Below are 17318 nucleotides of genomic sequence, written 5' to 3'. Positions count from 1 at the left end.
AACCACTATAAAAGCACCAATTGCAGATATATGTGAAAATTATCTGGCACATTATGTGTATATGTCACCGTCACTATATGAAAAAGTCACGGGAAAAAATCCGGATTATAACAGCATTTTATTTAAGGCGGTACCGGATGCCAAAGATCACGTGGAAGATGTTGGGCAGAATATTCTGGGGAATAAGGCGGCTCTTAGCGTCAGCTATACCTCCAGTGTAATGAAGCAGCTGGATGATATGCTGAGTTCGCTGGATGTGGTAATTGTAGTATTAATTGTTTCAGCAGGTATGCTGGCATTTGTGGTACTTTATAATCTTAACAATATTAATATTAATGAGCGAAAGCGGGAGCTGGCAACCATCAAGGTACTGGGATTTTATGATAATGAGGTTTGTGCCTACGTGTATCGGGAAAATATTTTACTTACGTTTTTTGGCGTTCTGCTGGGGATTGTACTTGGCATTGTTCTGCATCGGTTTGTTATAGTTACAGTTGAGGTAGATGCATGTATGTTTGGAAGGAATATTAACTTTCCAAGTTTTATATATTCTATATTATTCACCTGTGGATTTTCGCTGATTGTAAATGTTGTCATGTATTTCAAGTTAAAGAAAATTGATATGGTTGAATCATTGAAGAGTGTGGAATAGGAATTATGGAAACAAAGATAAAATGACAGAAACAGAGGATATTTATGAATTTACCGGAAGCATTTATAGAAAAAATGAAAATGATACTGGGAGATGAGTTTGACGATTTTTTAAAAAGTTATGATGCACCCCGCAATTTTGGGCTGCGTGTTAATACGGCAAAACTCTCTGCCGGGGAATTCGAACGGATTGCCCCCTTTCACCTGACAAAGATCCCCTGGGTGGAAAACGGCTATTATTATGAGGAGCAGGATACACCGGCAAGGCATCCATTTTACTATGCTGGCATGTATTACCTTCAGGAACCAAGTGCCATGACTCCTGCATCAAGACTTGCAGTTGAGCCAGGGGAAAAAGTGCTGGATCTATGTGCGGCTCCGGGTGGAAAAGCCACGGAATTAGGTGCTAAGCTCAGAGGAGAAGGGTTATTGGTTGCCAATGATATCAGTGCATCAAGGGCTAAGGCACTTCTGAAAAATGTAGAGGTATTTGGAATCCCGAATTCTTTTATCACAAATGAGATACCCGGAAAGCTGGCGGGGCAGTTTGAGGGATTTTTTGATAAAATTCTGGTAGATGCACCGTGTTCCGGAGAAGGGATGTTCCGTAAGGATCCGGCAGTTGCAAAAGTCTGGGATGAACAGAAACCGCTGCTCTGTGCAAAACAGCAGAAAGAAATCATTATGCAGGCGGCAAAGATGCTGCGCACGGGAGGTCAGCTGCTGTATTCTACCTGTACATTTTCTCCGGAAGAAAATGAAGAAGTGATTCAATATCTTCTGGAGGAGTGCCCGGAGTTTGAAATACAGGAGATGCCGGGATATGAAGGATTTTCCGGGGGGCGTCCGGATCTCGTGAAGACGGGTGGACATCCGGATCTTACCAAATGTATCCGGATCTGGCCTCACAAGATGTCAGGAGAGGGACATTTTATTGCGCTTTTGATGAAAAAAGGACCGTCTGAGGAAGAAACAGCGCAGAAATATGTGAAGGCTAATGGAGTAAAATTAAAAATATCCAAAGCAGACCGCACCATACTGAACGATTTCCTGAAAGATATCTCCATGGATATGGATATAAATTATGTAGAAGTCCGAAAAGGGCAGGTATATTATGTACCGGGTCTGTTAGGAGATCGAAAAGGTCTGGCTTTTCTGAGAAACGGGCTCTACCTTGGAGAATTGAAAAAAGACCGCTTTGAACCCAGCCAGTCATTTGCAATGGCACTTCATAAGGGGCAGTATGTTTCCACCGTAAACTTTAACTGGTCAGACAGCCGTGTAGGAAAATATCTGCGTGGAGAAACTATTTATATTGATGATCTGCAAGTGAAGCATAGCAAAGGGTGGCAGCTGGTCTGTATCAATGGATTCCCGTTGGGATGGGGCAAGCTGGTAAATGGGACTTTAAAAAACAAATATCATCCAGGATGGAGGATGAAATAAAGAAATATGAGAAGGTATTGCAGGGCATTGGGCTTTGCAGTGCCTTTTTTTGTGCAATCAGACGATCGGTCTGCAACGATAATAAAATATAATACAAAAATCGTAAAAAAACATAAGTTTAAACTAAAATCCCGCAAAATCTCCAATAAAATCGTAATCAATGCAAAAATTATTAAACTCAAGAAAAAGTCAAATTTGTTACAATATCTATATCAAGCTGCAGATAATCAAATCAGGCAGAAAAGGAGATAGGTTTTATGAGGAAAAAGTTGTATGCGAAACAAATGATAGCCGCTTCACTGGCGGCTGCGATGGTTGTTACGAGTATACCCGTAAATGTTATGGCTGAGGAAGTGTCGGACAGCACGGAAAAGAAGATGATTGCAAATTTCACCTTCGATGGCGAGACACCTCTGGCAGGAGAAGGTGCGGCAGCAGTTCTGATGCGGGATTATACGCTGGTGGATATGGATGACGGGGGAAAAGCATTAAGCCTTGCTTCCTCAACCAAAGACTGGCTGAATGTAACAAAAGCAGACGGAACTCCTTTGCTGGCAGGGAAAGAAAATATTACCATTTCCTATGACAGCAGAGACGATGCGGACTCGGCAAACAGAGGCTGGATATTTTATGCGGCACTTAATACCAATGAGCAAAAGTATCAGCAGGAACATTATCTGGGCATTATCGACAAACAGACAAGCCTGGGAGTAGAACGTTATAACAATAACGGTAAGAGACCGGGCAATAACATTTCAGCACCTACTTCCTCTGAATGGAAGCATGTTGATCTGGTTGTAACAGAGACGGAAACCATACTTTATGTAAATGGTGTAGAAACTGCACGACAGCAAAGTGAATTTAAGCTTTCTGATATATTGGGAGCAGACGGCGGAGTACTGCAGATTGGAAAAGCCAACTGGGAAAAAGGGGAATACTACAGTGGAACTCTGGATAACTTTAAAATCTATGACGGTGCGCTGACAGAGGAGCAGATTGCAGATACCTCAAAAGCGGCTGATGTGGGACTGTTAGCGGATTTCACATTTGATGATTATGAAACCGGATTTACCGGGGGAGGGGCCTCCGCAGCAGCAGCATTGTTTACAGATCATGGAAGTGAATCGCAGGATATGGCACTGAGCCTGGATGGGGGCAGAAGCCGCAGCTGGCTTAATATTACCAAGGATGATGATACACCTTTATTGAAGGATCTTGAAGAAGTTACTATTTCCTATGACAGCAAGGCCGGGACAACCGGAAATGGATGGGCGTTTTTTGCAGCTCAAAGCGGGGCGGCACAGACCCCTAACTATGAAAAATATCTTGGTGTTATAGACAAAACGGACAGCATGAAGGTAGAACGTTTTTATAACGAAGGAACCAGACCCGGAAATGACGTTCTGGGAACCTCTTCAGCGGAGTGGAAGCATGTGGATCTGGTTATTCAGGAAAATGCTACAACTCTCTATGTAGATGGTGTAAAAAGCGAAAATACAAGCGATTATAAGCTGACGGATATATTGGGAGCTGATGGCGGAGTTCTTCAGCTGGGCAAGGCAAACTGGGGAAACGGAGAATATTTCGGAGGTCAGATCGATAATATCCAGATTTATAATTATGCCAGAACGGAAGACGAGATCAAGGATCAGGTAACGGCAGTCTACAAAGCTGGCAGCAATGGTACTCTTCAGGGAGTAACAGAAGAGAAGATCCCAAGAGGCGGCAGCACTACCGGAGTGGAAGCGGTTGCAGACGTGGGATATCACTTTAAAGAGTGGAGCGATGGCGTTACCGATGCGGTGAGAAAAGACGAGAATGTAACCGAAAGTTTCGAAGTAACCGCAACCTTTGAAAAAGATGAGGAGATACCAGATGAGAATCTGATTGCCAGTTTCACCTTTGATGACGAAGAAAACGGATTTGCAGGAGCAGGGGCGAAAGCAACGGTAAATGGAACACCGGTACTGGAAGACAGCTATGATAATGCCGGAAAGGCAATGTCCATAAGCAGTACTAACTGGTTTGGCATCGCCAAAGAAGATGAAACTCCCCTTTTAAAGGGACTGGATGAAATTACAATATCCTATGACAGCAAAGCATCCGGCAGTGGAAATGGATGGGCATTTTATGCAGCGCCAAATCTGAATGCCCAGGTAGGGAATCCTGCAAATGAACACTATCTTGGTATTATGGATAAGGCATCGGGACTTACGGTAGAGCGTTATAACAATACCGGAAAAAGGCCTGGAAATAATATTTCGGCAGGATCTTCCCCGGAATGGAAACATGTGGATCTGGTTGTTACAGAAGATACTTCTACTCTGTATGTGAACGGGGAAAAAGTGGGAGAACAGATCAGTACTTACAAGTTGAGCGACATTCTGGGTGAAAGCGGCGGAATTATTCAGATTGGTAAGGCAAACTGGGGAAGCGGAGAATATTATCAGGGACTCATTGATAATGTAAAGATTTACAATACGGCAAAATCTCCGGAGTTTATCAAAGAACATAGCTCAATTAAAAATCCGGAACCGGTTAAACCTGTTGCGCCGGATGTAGTGGAAGACGGCGGATTATTAGTACAATATGATATGAGTACAATCGAAGACGGAAAGTTAAAGGACGTCAGCGGACTTAAAAATGATGCGAATGCAGTTGGCATGACACAGGAAAATATCCTGGTAGTTGAGGAGGTTCCGGCGTTGAACTTTACCGGAAATAAAAACCAGTACATAGAACTGCCCATGCTGGAAGGTGTTATGGATGAGGAATTTACCATTGAAACAACGGTAAGTACATCCAATGGGGCATATCACTGGCTCTGGTGCCTTGGTTCAAAGGTAAAAGGAACCGGCAACAATTATCTCTATGTAGATCCCTGCTACAGCACAGGCTATGTAAGAGGAGGAATCAAAGGAGAAACAGAGGAACGGATTTTTGGCGGCTGCCACAGTCTTCCAAAAGACGGTTCCTATGGAACGATTACCATTACTTATAAAGATAAAATCCTGTCCTATTATCTGGATGGGGCGATTATAACAACCTTTAAGTTTAATACCAGCGTAAAAGAAATTCTGGAGAATGGAACCGAAAATAACGTTATGGGTTATATCGGACGATCTCTTTGGTCTGCAGATCCAGGTTTAAAAGCAAAAGTAGCAGACTTTAAAATTTATGATAAGGCACTGACCCAGGAGCAGATCTCCCAGACTGCCAGCCGGGATGACAGCGCAAAGGTAGCAGCAGCAAAAGAAGCACTGGAAATCCCAAATGCTGATGATATACGTGGAAATATTACACTTCAGGATGAGCTGGAAGGTGCAGCGATTACCTGGTCCGGAAGTAATGAAGATGTGATTACCTCCAAGGCACAGAGTCAGGATGATATCGTAACACCTGCGGGTGTGGTTACCAGAGGGGAAGAAGATGAGAAGGTTACCCTGACCGCGCAGATCACCAGCGGAGATGTAACGGACAGCAAAACATTTGAGCTGACGGTAAGAAAAGCGGTGAAACAGGATCCATATGTTGCATATCTGTTTGGAAGTTTTACAGGAACAGAAGGCAAAGATACTGATGAGCAGATTTATTTTGCATCCAGTAAGGATGGATATTTCTATACGGATCTGAATGAGTGCAAACCGGTACTGACAAGTACTGTGGGTGAAAAGGGAGTACGTGATCCATTCATTATGCGTTCCGCAGAAGGAGACCGTTTCTATATGCTGGCAACCGATCTGAGCATTTATCACCGGGGAGGCTGGGGACAGGCAATGGGAACCACCACCGGAAGCAGGGATTTGATCATATGGGAATCTACTGACCTGGTAAACTGGTCAGAGCCACGGGCGGTGACAGTATCTTCTCCTACAGGAGGATGTGCGTGGGCGCCGGAAGCAATTTATGACGAGACAACAGGTGAATATGTAGTATACTGGGCAACCAATGATATGACCGATGACATCGGTGACGGCGTTCTTCAGATTTATTATGCGAAGACCAGAGACTTTGTTACGTTCACGGAAGCAAAAGAATATATAACCCGTGGAGCAGATCAATCCATAATTGATACAACCATGATTAAGGGCAACGACGGATATTATTATCGTGCATCAGCAGACGGACAGATCACATTGGAAAGAAGTACTTCCATCTTTGGAAACTGGGAAGTTGTAACCAATCTGGACAGCCTTGGATTAGGCGGGGATATGACCGGCAGGAAACTGGAAGGTCCGGAGCTGTTTAAATTTAATGACGGCACAACCTTTGGACTGTATAGCGACCAGTTTGCAGAAGGAAAAGGATATCTTCCGGTTATTACTACAGATTTAAATGATAAAACCGGAACGGCATGGAAGAAATTAGCATCTGATGAGTACTCTTTTGATACCCTGAAAAAACGCCATGGCACCATTCTGAATCTGACTCAGAAAGAGTATGATGCAGTTATGAAGGCATATGGGAAAGCAGAAGCAGAGGATGACGAAGATGCAGCAGTAACAGAACCATTCGCATATTATCCGCTGACAAATGATCTGAAAGACGGTACAAATAATGGATTTGACGGTGCCCTGACAGGTCAGGCTGACTTTGCAGTTAATGACAAAGGCGGCATTGTATTCCCGGCAGGTACGGCATCCGTAGGCAAGAATTATGTTAAGCTGGATGACGGTATACTTACAAAACTGCAGGATGCAAAAGAATTAACCGTTACGGCATGGGTACGTAATGATGTGACAAATACCAATTCCAATGACCGTTCAACTGTATTTGCTTTTGGAAGTGATGAGAAAAACGGATATGCGTTCTCAACACTGAACTGGGCAAGTGCCAGAACGACATTTATGTTAAACGGCAAAGAAGCCGGAGGCGCATGGGGAGCGCAGGACGGAACCAGTATTCTGGGGGATACACCCGGTAATCAAAAATCACCTCTTGGTTCCTGGTATCAGATCGCTGTGACAATCCGGGATGTAACCGGAGCAGACGGAACACCTGCAACAACACTGAAATACTACATGAATGGAGAACTGTTATGTACGGCAACGACACCTGCATCCATCTCCAGTCTGGGAACACTTAACTATGCTTATATTGGAACCGGCAACAACGATTCCTTTAAGGATTTCCAGGGTGGAATCCGTGAAGTAAAATTCGTGGAATCCATATTGTCCGGAAAGCAGATAAAAGAAAACTATGAGCAGGAAGATGCAAAATACCAGAAAACGGATGCGGAAACTGTAGCAGAAGTAAAAGAAGCTCTGACAATTCCAAATGCAGATGCCATCCTTGGTAATCTTACACTGCCGGCAGAAATGGATGGAACAAAAATTATCTGGACAAGTTCCGATGAGCAGGTTGTCAGCGCAAAAGAAGTTGTAAATGAAAACTATGACAATACCCCGGCGGGCGTGGTTAACAGAGGGGAAAAGGACAAAAACGTTGTTCTTACTGCTTTGATCTCCAAAGGTGAAGCACAGGATACAAAGGAGATAACCGTAACCGTAAAGGCAAAATCCGATATAACAGAAGAAGATTTTGAAGCTTATGTATTTGCTTATTTTAAAGGTGAGGGATCAGCTACAGGCGAACAGATATACTTTGCTACCAGTGAAGATGGCCTGCATTGGAAGGATATGAATGACGGGGAACCGGTGCTCAAATCTGAATTGGGAGAAAAAGGACTCCGTGACCCATTCATTATCCGTTCACCGGAAGGTGACAAATTCTATCTGATCGCAACGGATCTGAAGATTAACGGCGGCAATGGCTGGGGAGCTGCACAGACAGCTGGAAGCCAGAGTATTATGGTCTGGGAATCAACGGATATGGTAAACTGGTCCAATCAGCGTATGGCTAAGGTTGCCCTGGATGATGCAGGCTGCACCTGGGCACCGGAAGCTTTTTATGACGAAAAGACAGGAGAATATATTGTATTCTGGGCATCCAAGACCAGCGCAGACAACTATGGTGTACAGAGAGTGTACTACAGCAAGACCAGAGACTTCTACAGCTTTACAGAACCGGAGCTTTGGATAGAGCTTCACAACCAGGAAGGTAATGCAATCAGCGTGATAGATACCTCCGTGATTTCCGTCATGGAAAATGGTAAGAAAGTATACTACCGTTTTTCTAAAAATGAAGCCGGAGAAGATCATGATGTAAAGGGCGGCACTGGAAAATACACAATCGTGGAAAAGAGTAACTCCTTAATTGGCGGCTGGACCGAGGTAACATCCTTAAAAGACCAGCGCTATGTAGAAGGCGGAACCTGCTTTAAATTCAATGGAGAGGACAAGTGGTGCCTGCTTCTGGATGACTTTGGCGGAGTCGGATATTATCCGATGATTACAACAGATCTGGGCAGCGGAACATTTACCAGACTGGACAGCAGTAAGTATTCCTTCCCGTCCACCATGCGACATGGTACCGTTATGTCACTGACCCGTCAGGAGTATGATGCTATCCAGAAAAAATGGTATGATGAAGCGTCCGTAAATACGGAAGAAGAAGAAGAAAATGCAGTACTTAAATATAGCTTTGAAGATGCTGCCGGCAGCAATACCATAAAAGATGATTCCGGAAAAGGCCGTGACGGCAAGATTTACGGAAATGCAGCTTATGTAGAGGATCAGGTAAAAGGAAATGTTCTGTATCTGAACGGTACCAAAGGAACTTATGCGGAACTGCCCCAGGGATTCTTTGACGGAAGAAATAAGATGACCATTTCAATGGATGTGAAGGCAGAAATGGTTGACGGAGACTTCTTTACGTTTGGTATTGGTAAAAACAGCAACAGATACCTTTTATTAAAAACACAGAATACACAATCCAGGGTATCGATAACCACCGGTTCTTACGGTTCGGAACAGACCGCCAGCGGAACGACATCTGCCATTAAAGGCAAATGGATGAATATTACTATGGTGGTAACACCGGATAAGATTACAGTTTATAAAGACGGAAAGCTTTTAGGAGAGCAGAAAGTTACGGTTAAGATGGCAGAGCTTGGCACCAACCTGTTTGCTTACCTTGGCAGATCCTTGTACAGTAAAGACAATTATTTCAAAGGTTATTTCGACAATATTGAAGTATATAACCGTGCAATGGAAGCAAAAGAAGTTGCAGATAAGTATGGTGAAAAACCTGCAGCAGAAAAATTCACCATTACTTACAAAGCAGGGGAACATGGCAAAATCAAAGGTACTGCTACCCAGATACTGGAAAAGGGAACGGTTGGCACCAGGGTTGAAGCTGTGGCAGATTCGGGATATGAATTTAGTAAGTGGAGTGACGGCAATACCCAGGCGGCACGTACCGATCTGGCAGAAAAGGATGTTACTTATACGGCATACTTTGTAAAAACCCAGGTAACACCACCTACCGATGCACCGGAAACAGAAACACCGCCCACAGAGAAGCCGTCCCAGCCTTCAACGGAAAAACCTTCTCAGCCATCCACGGAGAAACCAAAACCGGCAACACCTGTGGCAAAAAGTGTAAAAATAAACAAAAGAAAAATAACAATTGGGCTGAAAGAAAAAGTAACATTAAAAGCTACTGTATATCCGAAAGGAGCTTCCCAGAAAGTAACCTGGTCCTCCAGCAAGAAATCAGTAGTAAAAGTAAACAGCAAGGGACAGATTGAAGGAAAGAAAACAGGAAAAGCTACGATAACGGTGAAAACAGCAAATAAGAAATCTTATAAGTGTACCGTAACCGTTCGTAAAGCTCCAAGTAAAATTTCTCTAAATACGAAAGACAGGAAATTAAAGGTAGGAAAGAGTTTCCAGCTAAAAGTAAATCTTCCGTCCAAGACGGCAAGCTATAACATCCGGTACTCTTCCACCAGAAAATCAGTTGCAGTTGTTTCTTCCACAGGTAAGATCACAGCCAAGAAAAAAGGAACAACAACAATCAAGGTAAAAGCATTTAACGGAAAGTATAAAAAGATAAAAATCAAGGTAGTAAAAAAATAAGAACAGATATAAGTAACACAACAGGACCCATGGCTGATAAAAGGCTGTGGATCCTGTTTTGCATTCTGATCAAAAGATTTCTTACAAAATACATAAAAAAACAAACCCTGTCACGGATAAACACAAAAAGATACAAAATAATCGAAACAAATGAAGAAATAACTCAATTGAATAATTATAGGGGTATGGGATAATTAATATATCAAGTGCGTGTCTGAAAAATCTGCCGCAAATTGTGACCGAAATCTTGCAGAAAGTATTTTTAAGATACGCTCAGCAGTTTTCAGATAGAAAAAGGAGGAAAAGGGTAATGAAAAAGAAAATAATGGCAGGCATTCTAACTGCTTCCATTCTGCTTCAGGCGGGTATTGTTCCCGGAATGGAACTAAAATCGATGGCGGCAGGGAATACCGTTCCAAAGGAAACGGTGGTAGAAAAGAGTACGCTTGGAAATCCCATTCTCGGATTCGATGATCAGGAGAATCTTACCTATGGGGGAGATCCATCGGTCCTGGTAGACGGAGATACCGTGTATCTCTATGTGGGGCACGATGTGGCACAAAATGAAAGCTATGTTATGCCAAATTATCTATGCTATTCCACCCAGGACATGGAGAACTGGCAATACGAGGGCGTAATGATGGATATGACAGACGTATCCTGGGGCGACAATAACTCTGCCTGGGCAGGGCAGGTGATGAAACATAACGGCAAATATTATATGTATTTCTGTTCCTGGGATAATACGGCATGGGGGAAACAGTCTATCGGTGTGGCTGTATCGGACAGCCCTACGGGACCGTTTCGGGATATCGGTTATTCTATGATTAAGGGATACGTAACAGAACCCGAAACCAGTACCTGGAACGATATTGATCCTACAGCCTGGATAGAGACAGATGAAAATGGAGAAGAACATATCTACCTTTCATGGGGAAACGGACTTCTCTACCTGTGTGAATTGAACCAGGATATGATATCGGTAAAAGACCAGAACCAGGATGGAAAGATTACCATGGGAGATGATATCTGGCAGCAGACCATAGAAGGCATGGATTATACCTATACGGAGGCGCCTTATCTCTACCGCCAGCAGGATGAGGGCGGAAATTATTACGGACCCTATTATCTCTTCTTTGCGGCAAATTGGCGGGAAGGCATGGCATATTGCACCACCGATGATCTCACTGACGGAAAGTGGAATTTTGGAGGCCTGCTGATGCCCCCTACTGCCACTTCCAATACAAATCATCCGGCAGTATTTGATTTTAAGGGAAAAACATATTTTATTTACCACAATGGCTCCCTTCCTCATGGAAGCGGATTTCGGCGTTCCGTGTGTGTAGAAGAATTTTCCATTCAGGCAGATGGAAGCATTGACATGATCCAGGAGACTTCTACGGGCCTGACCGGAAAAGTCAGCCGCATTTATGACTATTCGGGAGTGCCGGTGGCACATGAGAATTTTGTAAACAGCTGGAACGATGGGGATTATCCGATCAGTGCTTCGGTAATGACCAGCCTCAGTGCGGAAATAGAAGATGCCTCCTGGGAGATTGTGCCGGGTAAGGCGGATAAGACGAAAGCATCCTATGTCTCCATTGAATCCTACAATAAGCCGGGACTGTACCTGTCTGCAAAAGGAGAAGAGACAGTGCTGACTCAGGATACATATGGAACTGCCCAGGAGGCAGATAATATGACTTTTCGTACCCTGGAAGGATTTGCAGGTTACGGAGTTACCCTGGAGAGCGTGGCTAAGCCCGGATATTATCTCGTCTGTGAGGATGGAAAGCTGGTATTGCAGACAAATCCAAATGAAAAACAGTGTACGTTTGTCATAGATACAGATGCAGATAAAAAACCGGAAGAACAGGCAAAGTTAAGCGGTATCCGTGTATTAAAGACCAAACGTACTTATCTTGCCGGGGATACCCTGAACACCAATGACCTTCAGGTAATGGCCTGCTATACAGACGGAAGCCGTAAAAAAGTAACGGGATTCAGTACGAATGCAAGTGCACTGGATATGAAGACATCAGGTGAAAAACCTTTAAAAGTCAGCTATACCGATCAGGGGACAACCGCATCGGCGGATATTAAAATTCTGGTAGAACAAAAACCTTCAGCGTCCAGCGGGCAGGAAACTCCAAAACCGGTGCAGCCGCAAAAGACCATACCTAAAAAAGGTGCAGCTTATACAAGCGGGGGACTGAAATACAAGGTAACGAAATCAGCAGCCAGAAATGGAACGGTTTCTGTGACAGGAACTTCAAAAAAGAATCCGTCATCCATAAAAATTCCGGCTGAAGTAAAAATAAATGGATACGCATTTAAAGTAACCAGCATTCAAAGCAAAGCATTCTATAAAAAGACAAAAGTCAAAACAGTGACAATGGGAAAAAATATAAAGAGCATAGGAAAAAATGCTTTCAAAAATATCAATAAAAAGGCAGTATTTAAGATTCCTTCTTCCAGATATAAAACAATTAATAAACTGATCACTGCCAAGACAGGGTTTGAAAAGAAGACCATGAAACTGAAGAAGATTTCATAATGAGGGGGAGAATGAATATGAAGTTCAGAAAATTATTATATGCAGCTTTTACCGGAGTCATGGCTGTATCAACAGCTTTTTGTGTTCAGGCAGTCACAGCTTTAGCCCAGGAGCCAGATCCTGTGCCGCTGGCATATTATGACTTTAATGACGGAATGGCTGAAGGTCCCCGGGCTATTGTAACCGGGCTTAGCGATTACAAAGGAGATGTAACACTTGCCCGGGGCCGGAGTGCCGAGGAAGCTGATCAGGCAATTGAGCTTGGCGAATATGGCTTGAAAATGAATCAGAAGAATATAGGAGAATCCTATACGATATCCCTGTGGGTAAAACCGGATGCCCCTATCACAGACAATAGTCCAATCCTGTTTCTTGGGTATCATTCACCGGAAAAATGGGTGGCTCTATCCGGCAATAAAGGGGAAAATAATTACAAACTCTGGACCCGGGAAGAGGGCACCTCATATGCCTGGACAGTCATTGCCAAAGCAGACATCCCCTCTGAAGAATGGAGTATGCTTACCCTTTCCGGAAATGGAGAAGAAACAGCCGTTTACGTAAATGGTAAAAAGGTCGGCTATGGATTGGCATCCAGTGCCTTAAGCGGACAAAATCAGGATATTTATCTGGGAGTCAGCAATTGGGATGAAGAATTCAAAGGTCTGGCGGATGATATCAGCATTTATGATCAGGCGCTGACCGATACACAGATCCTGAAACTGTATGGAGACTTTTCTCCGGAGCAGATTCTGGGTGAGGAAGGCTTTCATGTACAGAAGAGCATCCTGCTTATGAAGGATGAAGCGGCAAAGATTAATGTCAGCCTTCCGGCAGGTGTAACACCGGAAGACGTAACGATTACCTATGAGTCTCTGGACAGCACTATAGCAGAAGTAAATGAAGAGGGAATGGTTACCGGACTCCAAAAAGGAAATACTCAGATTACAACTACGGTGAGTATCGGAGAAACAGCCAAAACAGAGACAACTGCGGTTACCGTAAATGACCCGGAAGAAGTAAATGAGAATCTGGCAGTTGAATATCAGATGGCATCTGTTGACGGCGACAGGCTGCTTGACATATCCGGACATGGGAATGATGGAACGATTATAAATCCGCAAGGCGTATCCTTTGATACGGAAAATGACCGGGATGTTATGCATATAACAGGGAAAAACAGCTATGTACAGTTCCCGGTATCCATTATGGATGATCTTGCCGATAAAGAGCAGTTTACCGTTGAAGCAACTTACAGCAGAAGCGGCGGTACGAACGCCTGGTTATTCACCCTTGGCTCGAAAGTCCGGAAAAGCGGAGCTAATTATATGTTCTGCTGTCCATCCTTTTCCGGCGGAAATCTTCGGGGAGGAATCAAGGACAGCAATACCGAAATTCTATTCCAGAATACACCGCTGAATAAAAATGAGGAATATTACACTGTATTTATGGTATTTGACCGGGGAACCATCACCCTCTATGTGGACGGAATTAAAATTGATGAAAAACAGACCGGTTACAGCATCATGGATGATGTAGTAACTCCGGGTACGGAAAATGACATACTGGGATACATAGGAAAATCCTGCTGGACAGGTGACGATAATTTCCAGGGCAAAATTTCATCCTTTAAAATTCACAATAAAGCCTTGTCCGATTTAGATGTGGCAGGAACAAATTCCGCTTACCGGGAAGCCATTCAGGAAAAGCTGGATAATGCGGTAACGGATAGCATATTGCTGGGAAGCAGAAATGGAAGTATGGATGCAGTAGCTTATGATTTAAAGCTGCCTTTAAAAGTTAATGCCATGGATGTAGTCTGGGAATCATCGGTGCCTGAGGTAGTGACGGGGCTGGGAAAAGTTAACAACCCATCCGCTGATACCCAGGTGGTTCTCACAGCCAGAATGGTTACAGCCGAAAAGTCATTTACCGTGAAGGTAAAGGCACTGAATCTAATAGAGCTCAATGCACTTGTACAGGATGCACGGTCTTATGATACGCCGTATTTAAGTGCTATATCCAGGAAACAGTTATATGCAGCACTGGAGTCAGCAGCGGGGATTGTTTCCCAGGGGGAAGCAGATGCAGCAGCCGCCATGTTAAAAAGGGCAGTGAAGAGCCTGCGCTTTGAGAACAGCTATGACAGTGTATGGGATACGCTGAAAAAAGCAGAGCCTGCTTCTAAAGTATCATTAAAAGTAAAGGGAACAGCAACGATATTCCGCCTGCCGGATCAGTTAAAAAATAGCGTTACCGTAAGCTACAGTTCCAGTGCTCCGGATGTGGTGAAATATGAAAATGGTACAGCAGTTGCACAAAAGGCAGGGTATGCTCTTCTCACTGCCAGAGTTATCTCAGGGGCAGATGGATATCCGGTGGATTTTATAACGATAGCAACAGTTGAGGAAGAGAAACAGCCTCCAGCAGCAGTTGTGGATTTGTCAAAGGTGACTGCAAAATCCGCAAAGACTAAAATTGCAAAAGGATCTGCAACGAAGATAGCAGTCAGCTGTCCAAATGAAGTCAAAGCCAAAAATCCCAAGATAACTTATCAGGCATCCGGTGCAGTTACAGTAAATTCCAGTGGAAAAGTAACGGGAAAGAAAACCGGAAAAGGGACTGTTAGAGTAACGGTTGCAGTTGATGGAAAGAGTATTACACGATCGGTCAGTATATCGGTGGGTGGAATAACCGGAAAAAGCAGTGTAAAAGCAAAAAAATCAATTACCTTAAAAGTTGCCGGTATTTCAGGTAAAGTGAAATGGTCGGTAAATAATAAAAAAGTAGCCCGGATATCGGCAAAAGGTAAAATGAAAGCTTTAAAAAAAGGCGGAGTTGTGGTAACAGCAAAGGTATCAGGGGTGACCATGAAGAAGACAATCAAAATAAAATAGAACTTCAGAGCTTCCGGAAATGATCTGCAGGTCTGCCTGTGGGCAGAAGCTCCGGCTTGCAGACTGGAGAGGATTTCAAAATTATGCTTTTATGGAAGTTCATTTACATTTGATGAGCAGTAAAGGGAGGAAAAGGTTGAAAGAAAATTATGTTATAGAAAGGATGCCACGGTGTGATTCTTTCAATCTGTTTTATTGTGGCAGTATTGCAGGCAAGCCTGCAATATACAATGGGTATAAAAATGAAAAATAAAATATATAAAAAGATTTTGGCAGTGGTAACCGCGGTAGCAGTGGCGGCTACACCGATGTCAGGTACCGTGTTTGCCAGCGAAAATACGGCAATCGAAATACAGGAACAGGATAGTGCAGCCATTACACCTGAGTCAGAAAAGCAGGACGGTGAATCGGCTAAGAAGACAGATCAATCGGAGGTTCTGTTACAGACAGAAAAACCACAGGATCAGCAGGACGTGAACACAGATCTGGATGAAGTTCTGGAACAGCCCGGTAATCAGAAACAGTCCGGTAATCAGAAACAGTCCGGGGAAAATAAAGCAGCCGGGGAAATCTCCTCAACGGCTCTTAAGAACTATGACTTTACTGATTATAAGCTGTCATCGGATGGAAAGGCGCTTGAATATGACGGTCAGAAGCTTTTACTGGAGACTGTTGGAAGCGGAAAAAAACCGTCCTTGGTAAATGATGTATACAGGGGACAGGTGCTTCAGTTAAATGAAGCGGATTATAACAACCGCGGATATGCACTGCTCCCGGGAAATCCTTTTGCAGGACAGGAGACAGAGAATGGCCTTACCCTCAATTTCTGGACAAAGACTACGGGCAAAGCAGGCGGTGACAGATGTCTGATAGACTTTGAAGTAGCACCTTCTACGGGAAAAAGAGCGGGTACATTTGCGGTGAACCAGCTGATGGTTTATTGGAATACCACAGACCAGAATACTTTTTATACAGATTTTTCCGTTGCCAGCCTGGGACTAGACCAAAAGGATGCATGGAAAATGGTTACCATGACAGTCACAGAGTCCGGAATCACTTTTTATAGCGACGGTGTGAAAAAGCAGCATACCATTACCTCCGGTTCCGAGAAATACGGGCAGATGATCAGCGATCTGACAGGAGGCCTTGCCGAAGATCCATCCGCAACCAATGTCCGTCTGGGCGCCAGCCTGGCAACATACTGGAAATGTGCCGGAGCTATGCTGGATGACGTTTCCTTCTATGGAAAAGCACTGACCGATGATGAAGTTGCTGCTCTATATCAGGAAACCATGGTGCCAATCCCCTTGGAGAGTGTCACTATTTCAGGCAAAAATACGGTGGATGAAGATAAAAGTATCCGCCTCAGCGTTACACTGCAGCCCGCATCTACAAATGTAGACAAGACAGTAACCTGGGTATCTGATAATCCAGAGGTACTTACGGTAGACGAAAAGGGTGTTGCAAGAGGAATTTCCGAAGGGACTGCACATGTGACAGCAATCGTTAGCGGTATGGAATCAGAAGCATTTGAAATTACAGTACATGGAGTAGAGTCAGTCAGGGAACTGCAGGAGGGATATTATGCAGCTGTATATTCCACTTCTACAGACTTCTATGCCTCCGCAGCAAATGTAGCCCAGGAAACCCGCAGTGTCTACATGGCTGTGAGCAAAGACGGAAAAAACTTTGAAGTTCTGAACAATGGTGGTGCAGTGATTTTCTCTAAGAATACCAATGGCACGCTTCAGGTTACAGATCCCCGTATCTTTAAGACAGAAGAGGGAT

General features: G+C 43.8%; 7 protein-coding genes. All 7 read left to right on the top strand.

The window, feature by feature from the left end; genetic code table 11:
- The coding region (locus RHS_RS22255) for an FtsX-like permease family protein (RefSeq protein WP_047834407.1) at positions 1-652 on the top strand (652 nt) is incomplete at its 5' end.
- Between the two features lie 44 nt (positions 653-696).
- Complete coding sequence (locus RHS_RS22250; RefSeq protein ID WP_047834406.1) at positions 697-2097, top strand: RsmF rRNA methyltransferase first C-terminal domain-containing protein; 1401 nt, start codon at positions 697-699, stop codon at positions 2095-2097.
- A gap of 257 nt (positions 2098-2354) precedes the next feature.
- A complete protein-coding gene (locus RHS_RS22240; RefSeq protein ID WP_047834404.1) occupies positions 2355-10079 on the top strand; it encodes a LamG-like jellyroll fold domain-containing protein in 7725 nt (2574 codons plus the stop codon).
- A 210-nt stretch (positions 10080-10289) separates the two neighbouring features.
- On the top strand, positions 10290-10370 hold the full coding sequence (locus RHS_RS31655) for a DUF6783 domain-containing protein (protein ID WP_377143775.1): 81 nt from the start codon (positions 10290-10292) through the stop codon (positions 10368-10370).
- A 19-nt stretch (positions 10371-10389) separates the two neighbouring features.
- Entirely contained in the window at positions 10390-12636 is a 2247-nt protein-coding gene (locus tag RHS_RS31650) for a family 43 glycosylhydrolase (protein ID WP_395023348.1), read from the top strand.
- 17 nt (positions 12637-12653) lie between these two features.
- Entirely contained in the window at positions 12654-15530 is a 2877-nt protein-coding gene (locus RHS_RS22230; protein ID WP_047834403.1) for a LamG-like jellyroll fold domain-containing protein, read from the top strand.
- A gap of 173 nt (positions 15531-15703) precedes the next feature.
- Positions 15704-17318: Ig-like domain-containing protein (locus RHS_RS22220; RefSeq protein WP_395023343.1), on the top strand; the 1615-nt coding region annotated here is incomplete at its 3' end.

Source organism: Robinsoniella sp. RHS, from assembly GCF_001029355.1.
Classification (GTDB): domain Bacteria; phylum Bacillota; class Clostridia; order Lachnospirales; family Lachnospiraceae; genus Robinsoniella; species Robinsoniella peoriensis.
This window is presented reverse-complemented; position numbering and strand designations above follow the sequence as displayed.

Coding starts and splice junctions, on each gene's coding strand:
- RHS_RS22250 (WP_047834406.1), top strand. CDS start 697: ATGAATTTACCGGAAGCATTTATAGAAAAAATGAAAATGATACTGGGA.
- RHS_RS22240 (WP_047834404.1), top strand. CDS start 2,355: ATGAGGAAAAAGTTGTATGCGAAACAAATGATAGCCGCTTCACTGGCG.
- RHS_RS31650 (WP_395023348.1), top strand. CDS start 10,390: ATGAAAAAGAAAATAATGGCAGGCATTCTAACTGCTTCCATTCTGCTT.
- RHS_RS22230 (WP_047834403.1), top strand. CDS start 12,654: ATGAAGTTCAGAAAATTATTATATGCAGCTTTTACCGGAGTCATGGCT.